Here is an 18,388-nt window from a genome sequence, read left to right on the forward strand (position 1 = left end):
ATTAATCTTGTTTCTTCCTGGCTAGTTTGGTAAATACTTCATCCATATTCTTGGCCTCGAATTGATCTTTTAAATTTCTAGGCGTGTCTAAGGCCTCTATCCTTCCGTCTACCATAATAGAAACTCTATTGCAATATTCGGCCTCATCCATATAATGGGTTGTCACAAAAATGGTGATCCCTGATGCAGCTGCTTCGTAAATCATCTCCCAAAACTGTCTTCTTGCTATCGGATCAACGCCTCCGGTAGGTTCATCTAGAAATACTATTTGGGGTTTATGAAAGATAGCCGCTGAAAATGCCAGTTTTTGTTTCCATCCTAACGGAAGAGAACTCACCATGGTGTTTTTCTCCTTTTCAAAACCTAAACGCTTGAGAAGGGCATCAATGTTTTTATTGATTTCAGAATCCTTCATGCCATAAATCCCGGCATAAAGCCTTAGATTCTCCCAAACTTTCAGATCGTCATACAAAGCAAATTTTTGACTCATATAGCCAATATTTTTCTTGATCATCTCAGAATCCTTGTGGATATCATAGCCTGCCACTTTCCCTGTTCCACTTGTTGGGTGTATCAATCCACACAACATTCTCATAGCTGTAGTTTTACCTGCTCCATTGGCACCCAAGAAGCCAAAAATCTCCCCTTTTTCAACGTCAAAGCTAATATTATCAACAGCTGTGAAATTGCCGAATTTTTTAGTTAAGTCTGTGGTTTCAATTACTTTCATATTCAGGCTATAAGCTGCATAAAACAATCTTCTATACTTGCCTTAATTGGCGATATCTCAACTTCTTCATGTTTCTTATCGTTTAAATAACTGCTTAATTCTGAAGCACCGAAAGGATTCTTTAATTCCATAACCGAAGGATCAATTGTTATATGGTGCACATCTCCAAATGCATAGCAGGACAAAACATTTTTATTTTCTCTTAAATCGTGTAATAACCTGAACATCTCTTTGCTCTTAACTGACCATAGAATTTGATCATAGTCATCTATAATTTGTTGGGGCGTGTCAATTTTCATAAAAGAGCCATCCTGTATCAAGGCAATCCGATCACATAAATTTGCTTCATCCATATAAGGAGTAGAAACAAGGATGGTCACTCCCTGGTGTTTTAATTCCTTTAGCACATCCCAAAGTTCTTTTCTAGACACCGGATCTACCCCTGTAGTAGGCTCATCCAAAAATAAGACCACCGGTTCGTGAATTAAAGCACAACTCAAAGCTAATTTTTGTTTCATTCCTCCTGAAAGTGCTCCTGCTTTTCTATTCTTAAATGGTTCTATCTGGCTGTAGATGGCTTCGACTAGGTGGTAGTTTTCTTCAATGGTCGTACCAAATAAAGTAGCGAATATTTTTAAATTTTCTTCAACGGTTAAATCCTGATACAAGGAGAACCTTCCAGGCATATACCCAACCTTTTGTCTGATTTGTTTGTATTCTTTAACAACATCATTACCATCAACAACGGCTGTACCTGAATCTGCCAATAACAACGTAGTAAGAATTCTGAAAAGCGATGTTTTACCTGCTCCATCGGGCCCTATAATGCCAAAAATTTCACCCTTATCAACTTCAAAACTTACGCCATTTAGCGCTTGTACTTTTTTATATGTCTTTTTGATATTATTGACGGAAACTACTTTCATTCTGTTGTCCATTTAAGGCCTCCATACATACCAATTTTCAGGAAGCCATCATTCTCAACCCTCACTTTCAAGGCGTAAACAAGATTAGCTCTTTCATCCTGCGTCTGAATGGTCTTTGGGGTAAACTCTGACTTATCTGAAATCCAGGTAATTTCGCCTTGATATTCTTTGAACTCCTCAGCTCCAAATTCAGCCAAAACTTTAATGTTTTGACCTAGTTGCAGGTCTTTCAATTGTTCGGCTGTAACATAGGCCTTAATAATCATTTCTTGCATGTTTGCAACCTTAAAAAGAGGCTTCCCTGTATTTACAAATTCACCGGCCTCGGTATATTTTACCAAAACAGTGCCCTCTATCGGGCTTTGAATTTTACAACGAGATATTTGATCATCCATTTGTTCTAATTGCACATCAATGGCATTGTATTGTGCATCTATGGCATCAGAACTTGAATTCAAACTTTTTTTCTGCGCTCTTAACCTGGCCTTTAACACATCAATTTGTGCGATGATATCATCTAATTGTTTTTGTGTGGCCACATCACCTTCCAATAATTTTTGCGTTCTTTTCTTTTCAAATTCTAGCTTCTCAATTTCTCTTTCTGTACTGCCTATTTGAGATGCAACATCGGGTTTGGTTGCATTTAATGCCAACTGATTTGCCTGGAGTTGCATTTTTTTCAAGTATAGCTGCACTGTGTCTATTTGGCCGAGCACGTGTCCTTTTTGCAGTTGCTGACCTTCATAAGCTTCAAAATTTAAAAGTTTGCCCGTAGCTTCCGCAGAAACAATAATTTCAATTGCTTCAAACACCCCGGTTGCGTCCTTTCCATTGTCTCCATCATCACATGATAATACCAACATCCAGGAGCTCAATAGTATTAGATATAATTTTTTCATTTCTTTTTTTTAAAGGATTAATTTCCTGAATTGTATTTGTATTGATACACTTTTTGCAGATATTGGATCTCTTGAAGGATGAGTTTTTGACTCGCAAGATTCTCTTCGTTTGTCTTATCCATGAGTTCAGTCATCGTGCTTATTCCATTCTCATACTTGACCTCATAGGCTTTTTTAATTCGCGACTTAATTTCTAAAACCTCCTCGCTTTTTTCAATTAACTCCTTATACTTTTGCAATTCCATTTGTGTCTGGCTAATTTGAAGATTGGTATTAAACAAAAATGTTTCTTCTTGATTTTGAATCTGCATTAAACTAAGCTCCTCTAATTTTTTATTATTACCATTTCTGTAAAGACCCGTAATATCCCATGAAACGCTCAAGCCAGCTACTAAAATTCGATTGATCTCTGAAGCGCCAAAATCAATCCCAGGGGTTAAGAAGGTTCCAAATCCCAAAAGACCAATTCGCGGGTATAAACTCGATCTGTTTAAACCTGCCTTAGCATCTATCATCGCCTTTTGATTCTCAAACATTGACAATTCCGGCCTGTTAATTTCATTGTTCAAATCAATAAACCCTATTTCAGGTTTCATCAATCTAGCTGGTTTAGCCAAGGGTTCCCCAATCATTGCAGCCAGCACTTCCGAATATGCTTGTTTATTGTAGTCTAATTCTAACATTCGCTCTTCCGCATTAAGCAATTCAACCTTGATCTCATCCAGGTCAGATTTGTACGCTGCTCCATTTTGCACAGCAATTTCTATGCGTTCTGCGTTTCGTTCGAGGCTTGTATAATAGATTCTTTGCTGTTCCAGCTGGGCATCAATAAGCAATATCCCAAAAAACAAATTATCTACACGATCTCGAATTTGATATAAAGCCACTTCAATGTCTGCTTTGTCCTTTTCAGCGTTAGCTTTTATAAGTTCTTTATTTGCTTTTGTAATTCCGCCATCCCAGATCGCTTGATTAAGCTGAACCACGCTTATAAGTTGCATGCTTGATGAGGAACTCTCTGTGGCCCCTGGTGCGTCAAAACTCGGAAAACCATCAACAACACCACCAATTATATTAAAACTCAGCTGTGGCAAGAATGCCTTATTAGCATTAGATACGGTAAATTCTGTAGTCTGGTCTATAAGACTGAATTGCTGAATCAAAGGGTAATTCCTTCTTGCTTTTGCCTGACAGGAATCAATACTCAGTTGCCCATAACTGACCCAGGAACTGAAGAGAATAAAAAAGAAAATGCATGCGCTCAGGTAAAAATGTTTCATAAACAAGGTTTGAAAGCTAATACGATGTCTAAATATAAGGAAACTATATATTTTCTTATAATGAATAGGCAATGATATGCGTTTTAATTATAATGACTTTTCCATAAGATAGTCATCCATAACAAAACCGCCACCTATATCCTGTACCAATTCCTGTATGTTTATGAAACCAATACTTTCATAGGCCCTGATAGCGTCATGATTATATTTATTCACAGTAAGACTCACCTTCATGCAATCCAATCCTTTGGCCATGTCTAAAACAAAAGTCATTGCTTTTTTACCAATTCCTTTTCCCCTTGATTCCTTTAAAACATAGATCTTGCTCAAAAACAATTCCTCGTTTCGTTTATTAAATGACAAATAACCAATAGGCTTATCATCCTTATTGATGATAAAATAATGATATCCCGCATCAATTTGCGCCTTCATTGTATTGACAGATTGAAATTTATCGAGCATATAAACTACTTGCTCATGACCTATAATTGGAGTATAGTGTTCATGCCAAATTGTATTTGCCATGCTTTCTATCAGTAACAAATCGCTATCGCTTTTTACTTCATGAAAATTAATCATCATTTAGCTTATTTAAGGGTCCATCCACCATCAATCATAATTATTTCGCCGGTGATCAAAGAAGCTGTGCCAGAAGCTAAAAACACCACGACACCTGCAACTTCCATGGGTTTACCTATCCTGCCAAGAGGAATTCTATCTAAAACACTTTGTCTGAATTCAGGATTCTTCAACCAGGGTTCTGTACCTGGGGTTTCTATAAAGGTTGGCGCTACGGCATTCACCTGAATATTGTACTTTGCCCATTCAGATGCCAGATTCTTGGTCATATGATTTACCGCAGCCTTACTCATGCAATAAACTGATTCATCATCAAGTGTAATCGACCCTGCCTGTGAGCTCATATTTATGATGCGACCACCTCCCTGTGCTATCATATGTTTAGCTACCGCCTGAGAAGTAAAAAACATGGCTTTTACATTGAGATTCATGGTAAGATCATAATCTTTTTCTGTCACATTCTCTGCCGCATTTCCCGGTGCAATACCCACATTATTCACCAATATGTCAATCTTTCCAAAATGTAATATAATCTGGTCAACAGCATTTTGAATCTCTTTCACAGTTGACACATCCATTTGAACCCTTATCACGCTCCTGCCCATGGCTTTAATCTCTGACTCCAAATCCAAAGCGGAATTGATATCTCTAAGACCAAGTGCCACATCGGCTCCTGCATTGGCTAAAGCCAAAGCACATGCCCTGCCCAGTCCTCTGCCAGCTCCGGTAACCAAGGCTACTTTATTTTTTAAACTAAGTGATGGGTATTCAGGATTTCTGGAAGTCATAGACGTAGATTTAAGACTATCAAATATAATGTAGTTAGGTGCAAATTCAAACTGATATTCAATCCTTATCTTCAATAATACTTCTAAAAGTAAGATTGATTCGAGGGTCTGTTATTTTTTTGGTTTTTGGTAATTGATGCAACCAATGCTCCTGAACCTCACCTTTCATTAGCAGAAGGCTTCCGTTCTGAAGTGTTAGCGAAATTGTTTCTTTGGTAATTTTATGTTTAAAAGCGAACCTCCTCTCTGCTCCGAGGCTTAAGGAAGCAATCGTTGCCTGCGGTTCTAGTTCCTTTTCATTATCACTATGCCATCCCATTCCCTCTGAACCCCCATGGTATAAGTTCAATAAACAACTATTAAAAACATCTTTAGATGCTTCCTGAATCAACTGCCTTATTTTCATAAGGTCATCCGTAAATACTCTGGCCTTTCTTGTCTTATGTGAATAGGTATAATCAAATGCTTTAGATCCATACCAAGCCACTTTTCTTTTTGTAATGATCTTCTTACCATACATTAGAAATTCATCGTGTTCCCAGTAAATATTATTACGAAGGTTCGAAAAAAATTGCTTTGCCAACTTGTCTTCCAGAAAATTTTCAAGGTAATATACCTCCCCATCATAGGGAATCAAATTTTTAGAGACTTCTTTTCCTAAAGTTGTTGGCTTCATAACAGAAAACGTTACACAATCTGATTGATTTTTGTTGCATTAAGAGATGATTTCTTAACAATAACAAAATTAAAGATATGATAAGTAATTGAAAAAATAACTAACTTTAATCCTCAATAATAAAAGTAAAATATTATCAATTAAGTCGCCTATTATACTGGTGTAAGTTGTTTTAAATAGTCCATTTTAAGAACTTGAATCATGAAAAGAGTCATTGTAGATTTCAAAAAATTAAATCGAGACATATTGGAATTATTGGTTTCAAAATTTCCTGGCGGATATGCTGATAACGATATCATAACATTTAGGAATGCTGATTATGAATTAATTGAAGCTGTAGAAGTAAAAACTGAAGACATTACCTATCTGGTTAAAATTAGTAAACATCTTGCCGATACGATGGAGAAATTTCACGTTAATGATGACGAAGATGATGTCACTGATGATGATGAAATACTAACACCAGATTCAGATTCAGTAGAAGACCTTGATGAAGACACATAGTAGTCAACTATAATAATTTGTCAAAAAAAAACCTCAAGTATGCACAGATGATGATACTTGAGGTTTCTTTATTTATAAAATTACTTCCGCTATTTGAACTATTGGTTCAATATCGGTGAAATTGGGCAGGTCTCCCATTATAGCTGGAGCATTGGGACCAAAAGAGTTCTGAAATGATTCCATAGATTCAAAGTATAAATTACCTATGGCCTCAAAGGGTGCGATTTCACCAGGAGCTGATCCTCCTAAACCCTTTTCGATTGTTGCTCCAATTATTGCATTTCCTAATAATTTCTGAAGCAACGACACATGGTTGTTACTATAATAATTCATGTCGAAATGTTTACCTTCTCCTGAAGGATATAAAACACTTACTTTAATAGTGCCTTTTTTCATAATAATGGTTTTTTCTAAGCCTCTTCTTTTGAGAGGCAGCTATAAGTTAATAATTTATTTAGCAGTCATAAGAGCCTGACTATAATAAGCGTTCTCTGCGGTAATCTTACCTTCATCGTTAAAATTGTGAATAACAAAAAGCGGCATAACAATCTTTTTATCGTCAGATTTTCTTGTCATTCTCAATTTCCACCAAGACTGGACTACTTTGGCATTTCCAAGACCGTAATTCAAGTAATCTGGATAACCCTGCACATCTATGCCGGTAATTTCAAAATTCTCCATCATTTCCTTCATTCCTTTTTTGTCATCTTCAAGTGTCATGGATTCTGTACCAACCGCCATGTGTATATTTCTGAACGATGCTTCTTCGTCAAAATAGCTATGAAATTTTTCCATATCGTGGTTTTCCAGAGCCGCCATCATTCTTCTAACATGATTGATATAATCATGATGATTATAAATCGTACCATTTTCTCTAGGTTCAAAACTTTGCCTTAACTCGTCCCAAACTGTACGATCACTGTAATCAATTACCGTTTCAATTTTATTATCTGCATTGACAACATATAGGCGATGCATAGGCATATCTATTTTTACGCCGGTTTCATTATGAACACCTTTTATATGATCCCAGGTTTGCACCCATACTACATCTTTCTGTTCTGCATCCTTATATTCTATGGCATCTGGATAAGCCTCTCCTGAGCGTTCCATACTTAAATAAGCAATATTCTCTTTCCACCAGGTTGTGTTTTTTCCGGCTCCTTCCTTTGTTCCAGGTTTAGCATCTTTATTGGAATTTGTACCATTCCACCATTTGTAGTCATCGGCCAGATAACTCATGACCTTATCAGCGTCTCCTGATATAAATGCCTTTTGAAAATCTTCTACCACATTTATGGCAGGATGTTCTGAGTAAATTGTTCCGTTTTTCTTCTTTTGTGAATAAGCCAGCATAGTGACTGTCATCAACAAAATGAGAGTTAATTTTTTCATTTTAATAAGTTTTAGGTTAATGTTTTTGAAATAACCCTATAAATAAACAGTATTCAAAAATCACAGACAATCAAGCAAGGACGAATGGATGCTTTTAGTGTCCGTAAGTACCTATTTAATTTTCGAAGCGTAAAATGATCATTAGAATAAAAAATTATTGCGACATGCTGAAGTAGTTGATAAATTCCAGTAAAGGTTTCACTTAAGTCACCCCCTCACTTAAGTCAGCCCTTCACTTGCTCGGGTGCTCCACTTTTCCGATGTACAACGTATCGCATTTGGTAATGCCCATATTCCTGAAAAAGTTCTTAACCGGACCTAAGAATGTTTTGAGCAATTTTACTTTCCCATATTCTGGATTAAGAGCATCCCCAGAAATCTGCTGACTAACCAATTCACAGCCCCGTTTATCTAAAATATTAATTTTAAAATCTAAACTATCACTTCGAACATTATACCAACCCGAAGTTGATACCAGGTTTTTATTAGTACTTAAAGCTACGTCTTCAGCTGTTAAAAGCCCTTTATTCATGCGCCAGTCGGCTAAAAAATGTTTAACCTGTGTTGAATCCCCTGCCTTGGCAAACGCGAGGCGTGCAAAGTCAGTCCCTTTGGTTACAGCTAATCCAGCAGGACCTGCAAACATAACTGCACTCACATCGGCAAGATTAAATTCTTGACTTCTTTTGAATTTTTCAATCACATTGTCAAGATCCATTCCATAGATCTTCAAATTCCTGCCTTCCAAAACAAAGCCTGCTTTAATAGCCTCAAAAAAAGGTTTTTTGGAATCAGGCTTCCAATGAAGATCAGTTCTGAACTGACCTTGACCAAGGAGTTCTATTTTTTGATTATCATCAATTGAATCCATCTCTTCTACAAAGAGCGTTGATAAGTTCACCCCGGCATCTAAAGAGGCCAATTGAAAATCCATAAACGGTTTTTCAGTGTAGTTATAGTGGTAATTGACACTATAGTGTTCATCTCCTATATACAATTCCTTACCTTTTACCATCACCAACTCTTTATCAATATCCACTGAATAATTTGTCACCAGGTTGATCGGCAATTTGTTGAGATAAAAGGCTTTTATTTGTTCAAAATTTAAGGGTAATAAATCTATATCAGCCACTCCCTGTATTAGCTTATCATTTAACTTGAAAGTCCCTTTTACATTATCCAATTTAAAAGGAAGCTCAAGATTTGTAGGCCGATCAATGATTACAACTTCTGAATCTTTTATCAGAATATTTCTAATATCTATAATAAGTTTCGTCGAATCTGTTGCTGTAGCTTGTTCATGAGAAGGCTTAAACCCTTCTCCAATAACCATTTGCTCAGCACTATCACGTTCTATATACAATTTAGCACCAGTAATAAACACATCTTGAACTAGAATCTGCTTTGACAAAATATCACTTAAGTCGGCTTTAAGCTTTAATCGTTTTACTTCTAAAATTAGCTCCCTATGTGTAATCGGGCCAGAAGGGGCATGAAATCGCAGGCCTTTTACTGTAATCTCGAGATCTGGATAAGAAAACAATGAACCCAAAGAAATCCCCGAAACAGAAAAGTCGCCTTTCAATTCTTTGTTAACAAATCTTAATAAATCTTCGCTAATATCATTTTTTTTAATATTGAGATAAGTAAAAAACGAAATAACAGCTATCAACAGAACAACTATAAGTAGGATAATACCTCTTCTGAGAATTTTAATGAAGCTGGGGTTTTTTTTCGATTTTTCTGACATGATTTGAGCAAATGACAACGATACCTTTACAGGAAAAGACTACAGATCAAAGTTAATCAAAAAGAAAAACTAAACAGCCGTTTTCACACTATCAAAAAAGTGCAAATAGCCCCTAATAAAAAAGCGTTTCAAACAAGTCGAAACGCTGTAAATAATATATCAATAAAATTATTTCTTGGATTTTAGCATATCTGCTTTTTCCTGAGAGAATTCATTTGGAGAAATTTCTATGGCCTTTTCAAATAGTTCCAGCGCTTTGATCGAATCTTTCACTGCGAGATAATAATCTCCCTTTGAATCATAAACATTAAAACTTTTTGGGTAGTTTTTTATGTTTAGATCAAAAGCTGCTTCAGAAAGTTTCAGTTTACCATCACTCATAAAACCATATCCTAAACTGTTTACAAGTACTTCATCAGGCAGCACTTCATAACCGAATTTATCTGTTAGTGTACTGTAATGTTCTTCAATTATGGTTATCATCTCCTCAGGTTCGGGATTGTATTGAGGGTCATAAAAATCTGCCATTTTATCGAACCTGTACCAGGAAAAAATACTCCTTAAAGCGTCGTATTCAGAAATCAATGGAACACTTCCATGATCATCTTCAGGGTAATATTTCCATGACAATGTTAAGCCGTTTTCTTTATGTTCTTCAGCGCTTTCTACAAAATTCAAAATTGACCTGTAATGAAAAGTTTCCTTGGTTGTATCTTTTTTTGCTTGTACCAAATCCATATCAGGAGGTAACGTATTCGCAACGCCTACAAAAAGTGATTTATTTTCAAAATCAGCCTCTGCTATCGTTTTCTTTGCTTCATTCAATGTCCCTTGATTATTCCACCATAAACTCGGGTCAATCGCAACATAATTATTGAACAATTCAGGTCTTGAAATTAAAGTGTTGATCACTGTCAATCCACCAAATGAATGACCAACATAAGTTCTATACGGAGATGTTGGATACTTTTCATCTATAAATGGAATGAGTTCTTTTTCAATAAAATCTGTAAAAGTCTCACCACCTCCTGAATCTTTTAACCAAGCAACATCATCGCCAAAAGGGCTCTCGTCTGTATGTGTTGGTGTCAAATCTCTTGTCCTGTTTGTATTTGGAATTGCCACGATGATCATCTGCGGAACAATCGTATTACCATTGGTTGTACTCAATTGTTTTATCATTCCGGCTACAGAATAAAAATGTCCAGGACCATCTAATAAATATAAAACAGGATACTTCTTAGTACTAAATGTAGAATTATCAGCTCCTGCTGGAATATGAACCCATATTTTTCTTGATTCGCCTAATACGTCCGAATATAAGCTGTCTATCTTTCCAAAAGAGATTTCATTTGAGGCATTAGGTGAATCCTTTTCAGATTTTTTATCAATGCAATTGACAAAGAGTAAAATGATCATTAAGGCTGCGAACTTGTTCATGGTTTGAGATTTAATGGGTTATTGATCCAAATAAAGGTTTTATTATCGGGATTATAAAACGTTCTTGGACGAATCCATATAATTAATGTCCAAAAGCATCATATTAATTTTCAAAAGAATAATGAGTTTAAAAGTGCAATAAGAACAACTTACATTTCTCGCATACACTTATAAATGCTATTCTTTGATGTTCTCTAAATCGAACATAAACGAATAAAGTAAGGCAGTTCTTTTATACCCTTCAAATCTTCCAGAAGCTCCTCCATGGCCGTTATCCATATTACAATCTAACAATACCAAATTATCATCAGTTTTCAAGGCGCGCAGTTTTGCCACCCATTTCAATGGCTCCCAATATTGTACTTGACTGTCCCAATAACCTGTAGTTACTAAGATATTCGGATAAGCCTTGGCTTCCACATTATCATAAGGTGAATAGGATTTCATGTAGTGATAATATTCTTCAATTTTCGGATTCCCCCATTCATCAAACTCTCCAGTTGTTAATGGTATCGATTCGTCTAGCATGGTTGAAACGACATCAACAAAAGGTACTGCAGCAATAACGCCGTTCCAAAGTTCTGGTTTCATGTTTAAAACGGCTCCCATTAACAAGCCTCCGGCAGAACCTCCATAGGCATACACGTGATCACTACTGGTATAACCTTCTTGAACCAAGAACTCACCTGCATTAATAAAATCTGTAAAAGTGTTTTTCTTTTTTAATAGTTTACCATCCTCATACCAATACCTGCCCATTTCTTGACCTCCTCTAATATGTGCCAAGGCATAAACAAATCCTCGATCTAAAAGACTTAACCTGCTTCCAGAGAAATAGGGTTCCGTACTGCTACCATAAGAACCATAAGAATAAAGCAACAATGGTGTTGCCGCATTTTTTTCTACCCCTTTTCTATAAACTAAAGAGATAGGAATTTTTGTTCCATCAGTTGCTGTAGCATAGATGCGTTCAGAAACATAATTATCAGCTGAAAAACTAGCGTCGAGAACCTCTTCCTGCTTTAACAACACTTGTTCTTTTGTGCTCATATTATATTCAAAAGTACTGTTTGGAGTAGTTAATGAGGTATAGCCATATCTCAAAATATCTGTATCAAAATCCAGATTAGATGTGGTATAGGCCAGATATGCAGGATCATTAAATTCAATATAATGTTCTTCGCCTTTCCAAGGTTTTACTCTTAAGGCGCGCAGGCCATTTATCCTTTCGCTAACTACTAAGTAATTTTCAAAGAGATCAACTCCCTGCAAAAAACGCTCCTCGCTATGAGGAATAACATCAGTCCAGTTTTCTTTTGTAGTTGCCTTGACAGGAGTTTTTACAAGTCTAAAGTTTTCAGCATCTAAATTGGTTCTAATATAGAAATGACCACCATAATGAGCCACTTCATACTCTAAATTTTTCTCTCTAGGTTGAATAATTGTCCATTCACCACCCGGGTTATTCGCATCTAAATAACGTAATTCAGTGGAAAGCGTCTGATAACTCCCTAAGAATAAATATTTTTTTGATTTTGACTTATAAATATAGCAACCAAAAGTATCGTCTTTTTCTTCATACACCAGCACATCTTCTGATTGTAATGTTCCGAGGGTATGTTTGTATATTTTATCGGAACGCAAGGTCTGTGGGTCTTGGGTACTGTAAAAAACAGTTTTATTATCATTTGCCCAGGTTGCCCTACCTGTTGTATTCTCAAGCTTGTCGTTCAGTAATTCTCCACTGTCTAAATTCTTTACATAAATAGTGTATTGCCTTCTTGAAACTGTATCAATACTATATGATAATAATTTATTATCAGGACTAACCGAGCGCCCTCTAATACTGAAATAGGCATGGCCTTCTGCCATTTCAGGTCCGTTTAGCATAATTTCTTCTACATCACTGCCTATCTTTTTCCGACAGTACAATCTATAATCACCACCCTCTTCAAATCGGGAATAGTAGGAATATCCATTATCCGTTACCGGAACCGATTGGTCATCCTTCTTGATTCTACTCACAATTTCATCATAAACCTTTTTTTGGAGATTTTTGGTATGACTCATCGTTGTATCCAAATAATCATTTTCAGCCTTAATATAATCTAACACATCTTGTGCCTGGGCATCTGGATTCTCAGCATTTTTTTGCTCGTCACTTAAACGCATCCAAAAATAATCGTCAATTCGATTATCCCCATGCATCGTTAAAGTATCAGAAATTATTTTGGCAACAGGTCCTTGGGTTATAATTTTTGAAGGTTTCTGGCTTTCCTTTTTACAAGAAATTGAAAAAAGTAAAAACGCAATTAAGACATAGCAAATTGATTTCATGGCGGCAGTATTAGTAAGTTAGTTAATTAAAGATTTGTATAAAGATAAGTAAATTAGGTAGATGCTTATTTAACAGCTGTAAACAAAAAAAGAAATTACTTCATAGTTTTTCTTTTTAATTTGCGAGATCCAGTCTCTAATATTTTCAAAAAGAGCTTATTTATATGTAGAAATCAGTTTCTTACATTTCTTCATTTCTTTGCTTCCTTTTGCCTCATCCACTTGCTTCAAAGTTACCCTTCCTTCATTGGTAAATCCAATTCTTACATCCTGTCGGAGATAATATTTTTCATTAGGTTTAACATCAATTTCAACAACCCCGTTACTTTCTTTTGTAAAACATGAAAACACATAAACTCCAGGCTCAAGGTTCCATTCAAAATAAGATTTATTCGAAGTACCTCCAGCATCTTGTCCGTTTATTTTAATCTGAGTATTCAATACCATACCCACAGCTCTACCTGCTCGATACAAATAAACAGTTCCCGTTTCAGGGGACTGAATTGTATCTAATATTGGACTTGTTGATTCAATGTTAGAATTTGATTCTATAGTAAAACCAAATAAAAATGTAATACTTATAAAGGCTATTGTAATAAAACTAGTCTTTCTAATCATGGTTTATTATTCTTCTACGTTAAGATTCGGTACTGAAAATTATTCAAAAAACTTGACTCCATTTTACAAAACCTCTACAAACAAACCTTCATCCGTCTTATTTACGGCTGCAAGCTTATTCTTGGTCAAACCTTTAATCGTTTTATCCCATTTTTTATTAGACAAGCCTGATTGGGTTTTTAATGCTCCCAATTCAATTTTTTCTGCCGTCTGAAGCATTTTTAAAACTGCTTTTTCATCTTCATTGAGTTCAACTGTCGGTGCAGCCTTTTGCTCTGGCTTCATTTGTGGGAAAAACAATACTTCCTGTATGGAGGCATTATTTGTCAAGAACATGACCAATCTGTCTATTCCGATACCAATTCCTGATGTAGGAGGCATGCCGTATTCAAGGGCTCTGACAAAATCCATGTCGATAAACATGGCTTCATCATCTCCTTTTTCAGATAAATTTAATTGGTCCTGAAACCTTTCCAATTGATCGATCGGGTCATTTAATTCTGAATAAGCATTGGCAAGTTCTTTTCCATTCACCAAAAGTTCGAATCTTTCTGTCAGTTCAGGATTATCTCTGTGTTCCTTGCATAAAGGACTCATTTCTTTTGGATAATCAGTGATGAAAGTAGGCTGAACATAGTGATGTTCACATTTTTCTCCAAACAGTTCATCAATCATTTTTCCCTTACCCATGGTCTCATCAACTTCAATTCCGATTTGCTTACATGCTTCTCGCAACTCAACCTCATCCATGCCGGCAACATCATGCCCAGTATGCTCTTTAATCGCTGATAGAATCGGCACCCTTGCATAAGGTGCTTTAAAATTGATTGTGTTATCACCAACTTGGGCCTGTGATGTCCCATTAGCCTCTATAGCCACCTTTTCAAGTAACTCTTCAGTCATTGTCATCATCCAGTTATAGTCTTTATACGCAACATATAACTCCATAACAGTAAACTCAGGATTATGGGTCCTGTCCATCCCTTCATTTCTAAAATCTTTAGCGAATTCGTAAACAGCATCAAATCCACCTACGATTAAGCGCTTGAGGTAAAGTTCATTTGCAATTCTCATATACAATGGCATATCCAATGCATTGTGATGTGTTATAAATGGTCTTGCTGCAGCTCCTCCTGGAATTGGTTGTAGAATTGGTGTTTCCACTTCCAGATATCCTTTATCATTAAAGAATTGTCGAATCGAATTAGTGATCTTCGTTCTTTTTAAAAAAGTCTCTTTTACGTGATCATTAACAATTAAATCAACATAACGTTGACGGTATCGCATCTCTGCATCGCTAAATGCATCGTGTGCATTCCCATCTGCATCAACCTTAACGATTGGCATTGGCTTAAGCGCCTTAGATAATACCGTAAGCTCTTTCACCATGATTGAGATTTCACCTACTTTGGTTTTAAATACTGTTCCTCTTACCCCAATTATATCGCCAATATCCAATAATTTCTTAAAGACATCATTGTACATCGTTTTATCCTCTCCAGTGCAAATTTCATCTCTATTGATGTAGATTTGCATCCTACCAGAACCATCCTTGAGTTCAGCAAAAGAGGCTTTACCCATAATTCTTCTGCTCATGATTCTTCCCGCTAAAACGAGTTCCTTTCCTTCAAGACTCTCAAAATTATTGAGTACTTCCTGAACTGATGAAGATGTCTTAAACTGTGCTGCGGGATAAGGGTTAATTCCTAAATCACGTAATTTTTGTAAAGACTCTCTACGAACTATTTCCTGTTCTGATAATTGCATTGTTAAATATGTTTTGAAAAATAGGTCGCAAAGATACGAGGATACAATGAAACTAAGAAACACCAAACAACGAAAGAAGAACTTAATACATTAATCCCTTACATTTTAATCTTGGTTTCTATATTAATTTGTAACGAATACCTAAAAATAGCGTCCTGTAATTGGAATATTATACCGAATTTTGCAACCTGAAACAATTATTGAATATGAGCATATTTAGGGTCCTGTTATCAATCTTATTTCCTCCTTTGGCTGTTATTGACAAAGGGTGTGGAAGTGTTGTTATCGTTTTTATCCTAACACTTTGCGCCTGGATTCCAGGAGTAATCGCTGCCTTGATCATATTAAATAATCCAAAATACAGCTGATGAATCAGGTGCTTTTTAAAGACCTTGGATCAATGGATTACAAGGACGCATGGGATTATCAAAATGAGCTTTTTCAAGGCATTATTGATATCAAACTTTCCAATCGTAAAAAAGAAATAAAAGAACTTAGTTCTAATTATTTTCTTTTTACTGAGCATCCTCCGGTTTATACTTTAGGAAAAAGCGGCGATCTATCGAATCTCTTACTCAATGAGGAACAGCTAAAACAAAAAGGCATTTCCTTCTATAAATCCAACCGAGGTGGAGATATTACTTTTCATGGTCCTGAGCAAATTGTTGGCTACCCAATTATCGACCTGGAAGAATTCAAACCTGATATAAGGTGGTATATGAGAAACCTCGAGGAAGTCATCATCCGAACTATTGCACACTACGGTTTAAAAGGAACAAGAAGTGATGGTGAAACAGGAGTCTGGCTGGATGTTGGAACACCTTTTGCTCGAAAAATTTGCGCCTTGGGTGTAAGAACTTCAAGATGGGTTACCATGCATGGCTTTGCGCTAAATGTAAATACGAATCTGGGTTATTTTGACCATATTATCCCATGTGGCATAAGAGGCAAAGCGGTAACATCAATGGAGGCTGAACTCAACAAAAAGACGCCTACTCAAGAAGTGAAGCTACTTATAAACAAATACTTTGAAGAAGTGTTCGAAGCCCAGCTAGTTGCTGATAAGTTTTAATTCTTCTTAATTAGCGTAAAGACAATTAATTTGTCTCCTCATTAAAATAAACTTTGTAAAACTTCATTTTCTTTTCTTCGTCATATCCTAATTCGAGATATTCGGAGGATGCATCCGGAGCTTCTACATCCATCTTTATTTGAATATGCGTATCCAATTTGATTTCAGTTTTTAGCTTTTGCTTTTGCTTTTTAAGTACAGAGTCAGACACATGAAATTGATTCCTGATCAATACTTCTTTATCCGTTTCGAATAGCTTCTTATAATCATCAAACAAGTTCTTTTGATCCTCATCTTCAAATACCTCATCTTTAAAGTCATGAATATTTACCGTATCATTCTCTTTCAGGTAATCAACTGTTTTGGCTAAAAAATGGCTTTGCTCCTGAGTGCTGTAATCAACCTTGAGCACTTCATCCCCAAAATCCTTACACATTTCGATATATGACTGGGTGTGGTTATTTTTATCATCGGCAAACTTTACATTCAGAAAATTCTTGATCCAATACTGGGCATCATAATTGTTATTGTCTACACTTAAAACAACCAAGCCTTCATCGTCCTGATAATTAACGATTAAACATCCTTTATCTATTTTTTTCGTACTGATTCCCTTTTGAACAATCACATCAAGGCTGTTACCTTCCATATAGGTTTGGAAGAAATTGGTTTTACTTTCAATTTTAAATATTCCCAAAGCACTTGTTTGCACTTCGTTGTATTCAATACCATCAAAAAGCACGATTATAACATCTCCGGTTTTGATTTGTGCAGAGTTAGATTGTTCATATAAATGAAGCCCTATATTCTTTGCGGCTTCTAAAAAGAAGTCCTCTTCCTTGAACAGCTTTTGAGAGTAGCTATTAATCTCATTCAAGTTGATATCTGCATGATGATTAAATCTGAAGCTTTCTGTCAAATTTCCAAATGGCTTCAAAAGATAAGGCAACATTAAATTATAACTGTCTTCATCAAAAACAACAGGAGATTCAGAAAAAACGTTTCTCGTATCATTGAATTTGTTACCAATTTTATGGATAATAAGCTTTGGAATACTGGCCTTGGATCTTTTAATCATTTCATCATTTTTTGGAGCTGCAATGATACAACTTTAGATAATTTTATTGGGAAACATAGGTAAAAAAATCTCACATACATTTAACCATTGACAGCGTTTGTATGTGAGATCAAATTTAATTGGAGACTTAAATTTACAAAATAAAAGTCTGTTATTTATAATTTTGAAGGGTCTATTTCACTTTGACTAAAAAAGTTTTTCGTTCGTCTCCATCAGCATCCTCCCAAGGTCGTTTGTAAACCATAATCAGTTCCTGTTCTCCTTTTCTTTTCGCCCTGAACTCCCAGATCTCGTTACCTCCTGAGCCAGTTATGGCTTTATCTTTTAAAACATAGTCTACATAAATAGAGTCGATGATTTTGGCTTCGCTTTTATTCTCCCAATGCCAGGAATAACCGGTAGACCGGTTTGATTTTAAAATCACCTTGAATACTTCTCCTGTGCGAACGCTCATCACGCTGCTTTGAAATGACAATAGTATTATACATGTACAAGCTACTAAGATTCTGTGCTTCATATTAATCAAAGTTTTCACTAAAGATAATCAAT

19 protein-coding genes are annotated in these 18,388 nt (G+C 35.8%); 3 read left to right on the plus strand and 16 right to left on the minus strand.

Translation table 11 applies throughout. The features are described from left to right. Window position 1 precedes the first annotated feature (1 nt). The 7 genes from QWY87_RS07245 to QWY87_RS07275 all read right to left on the minus strand — a co-directional run bounded on the left by QWY87_RS07245 (window position 2) and on the right by QWY87_RS07275 (window position 5,878). Window positions 2-730 (minus strand): ABC transporter ATP-binding protein, encoded by a 729-nt coding sequence (locus QWY87_RS07245; RefSeq protein WP_290289858.1) that lies wholly within the window; start codon window positions 728-730, stop codon window positions 2-4. A gap of 2 nt (window positions 731-732) precedes the next feature. Further along, window positions 733-1,656: an ABC transporter ATP-binding protein gene (locus tag QWY87_RS07250; protein ID WP_290289861.1), complete on the minus strand. Its 924-nt coding sequence runs from the start codon at window positions 1,654-1,656 to the stop codon at window positions 733-735. Continuing rightward, window positions 1,653-2,555: an HlyD family secretion protein gene (locus QWY87_RS07255; RefSeq protein WP_290289863.1), complete on the minus strand. Its 903-nt coding sequence runs from the start codon at window positions 2,553-2,555 to the stop codon at window positions 1,653-1,655. Before QWY87_RS07255 ends, QWY87_RS07250 begins: the two co-directional genes overlap by 4 nt. 17 nt (window positions 2,556-2,572) lie before the next feature. Further along, window positions 2,573-3,835, minus strand: a complete 1,263-nt coding sequence (locus QWY87_RS07260; RefSeq protein ID WP_290289864.1) for a TolC family protein — start codon at window positions 3,833-3,835, stop codon at window positions 2,573-2,575. Between the two features lie 87 nt (window positions 3,836-3,922). Next, the gene (locus QWY87_RS07265) at window positions 3,923-4,417 is read right to left on the minus strand and encodes a GNAT family N-acetyltransferase (protein ID WP_290289865.1); all 495 of its coding nucleotides are present in this window, start codon (window positions 4,415-4,417) and stop codon (window positions 3,923-3,925) included. 5 nt (window positions 4,418-4,422) lie between these two features. Next, window positions 4,423-5,202 (minus strand): SDR family NAD(P)-dependent oxidoreductase, encoded by a 780-nt coding sequence (locus QWY87_RS07270; protein WP_290289866.1) that lies wholly within the window; start codon window positions 5,200-5,202, stop codon window positions 4,423-4,425. Between the two features lie 58 nt (window positions 5,203-5,260). Continuing rightward, the gene (locus tag QWY87_RS07275; protein WP_290289867.1) at window positions 5,261-5,878 is read right to left on the minus strand and encodes an alpha-ketoglutarate-dependent dioxygenase AlkB family protein; all 618 of its coding nucleotides are present in this window, start codon (window positions 5,876-5,878) and stop codon (window positions 5,261-5,263) included. A 201-nt stretch (window positions 5,879-6,079) separates the two neighbouring features. Between QWY87_RS07275 and QWY87_RS07280 the strand changes: the two genes are divergently transcribed. Continuing rightward, the gene (locus tag QWY87_RS07280; RefSeq protein ID WP_290289869.1) at window positions 6,080-6,382 is read left to right on the plus strand and encodes a hypothetical protein; all 303 of its coding nucleotides are present in this window, start codon (window positions 6,080-6,082) and stop codon (window positions 6,380-6,382) included. A 72-nt stretch (window positions 6,383-6,454) separates the two neighbouring features. Here the strand turns inward: QWY87_RS07280 and QWY87_RS07285 are convergent, their stop codons facing one another. From QWY87_RS07285 to lysS, 7 genes are all read right to left on the minus strand, one after another. Beyond that, entirely contained in the window at window positions 6,455-6,778 is a 324-nt protein-coding gene (locus QWY87_RS07285; protein ID WP_290289872.1) for an EthD family reductase, read from the minus strand. A gap of 54 nt (window positions 6,779-6,832) precedes the next feature. Next, window positions 6,833-7,777: a nuclear transport factor 2 family protein gene (locus QWY87_RS07290; RefSeq protein ID WP_290289874.1), complete on the minus strand. Its 945-nt coding sequence runs from the start codon at window positions 7,775-7,777 to the stop codon at window positions 6,833-6,835. Between the two features lie 232 nt (window positions 7,778-8,009). Beyond that, window positions 8,010-9,527, minus strand: coding sequence for an AsmA family protein (locus tag QWY87_RS07295; protein ID WP_290289875.1), 1,518 nt, complete (start codon window positions 9,525-9,527; stop codon window positions 8,010-8,012). A gap of 168 nt (window positions 9,528-9,695) precedes the next feature. Further along, a complete protein-coding gene (locus tag QWY87_RS07300) occupies window positions 9,696-10,967 on the minus strand; it encodes an alpha/beta hydrolase-fold protein (protein ID WP_290289876.1) in 1,272 nt (423 codons plus the stop codon). A gap of 177 nt (window positions 10,968-11,144) precedes the next feature. After that, window positions 11,145-13,304 carry a S9 family peptidase gene (locus tag QWY87_RS07305; protein ID WP_290289877.1) on the minus strand — a complete coding sequence of 720 codons (2,160 nt, stop codon included), beginning with the start codon at window positions 13,302-13,304 and terminating at the stop codon, window positions 11,145-11,147. Between the two features lie 156 nt (window positions 13,305-13,460). Next, window positions 13,461-13,922, minus strand: a complete 462-nt coding sequence (locus tag QWY87_RS07310) for a DUF2846 domain-containing protein (protein ID WP_290289878.1) — start codon at window positions 13,920-13,922, stop codon at window positions 13,461-13,463. A 63-nt stretch (window positions 13,923-13,985) separates the two neighbouring features. Then, a complete protein-coding gene (gene lysS / locus QWY87_RS07315; protein ID WP_290289879.1) occupies window positions 13,986-15,689 on the minus strand; it encodes a lysine--tRNA ligase in 1,704 nt (567 codons plus the stop codon). Window positions 15,690-15,895: 206 nt separating this feature from the next. Between lysS and QWY87_RS07320 the strand changes: the two genes are divergently transcribed. Then, window positions 15,896-16,057: a YqaE/Pmp3 family membrane protein gene (locus QWY87_RS07320; protein WP_290289882.1), complete on the plus strand. Its 162-nt coding sequence runs from the start codon at window positions 15,896-15,898 to the stop codon at window positions 16,055-16,057. Then, entirely contained in the window at window positions 16,057-16,761 is a 705-nt protein-coding gene (gene lipB, locus QWY87_RS07325) for a lipoyl(octanoyl) transferase LipB (protein WP_435389487.1), read from the plus strand. Before QWY87_RS07320 ends, lipB begins: the two co-directional genes overlap by 1 nt. A gap of 25 nt (window positions 16,762-16,786) precedes the next feature. On the opposite strand, the gene QWY87_RS07330 is transcribed toward lipB, so the two are convergent. Together QWY87_RS07330 and QWY87_RS07335 are read right to left on the minus strand one after the other, a co-directional pair. Next, complete coding sequence (locus tag QWY87_RS07330; RefSeq protein ID WP_290289883.1) at window positions 16,787-17,839, minus strand: nucleoid-associated protein; 1,053 nt, start codon at window positions 17,837-17,839, stop codon at window positions 16,787-16,789. A gap of 172 nt (window positions 17,840-18,011) precedes the next feature. Beyond that, window positions 18,012-18,356 carry a protease inhibitor I42 family protein gene (locus QWY87_RS07335; RefSeq protein WP_290289884.1) on the minus strand — a complete coding sequence of 115 codons (345 nt, stop codon included), beginning with the start codon at window positions 18,354-18,356 and terminating at the stop codon, window positions 18,012-18,014. Window positions 18,357-18,388 lie beyond the last annotated feature (32 nt).

Source organism: Lutimonas halocynthiae, assembly GCF_030409835.1.
In the GTDB taxonomy this organism is placed as follows: Bacteria; Bacteroidota; Bacteroidia; order Flavobacteriales; family Flavobacteriaceae; genus Lutimonas; species Lutimonas halocynthiae.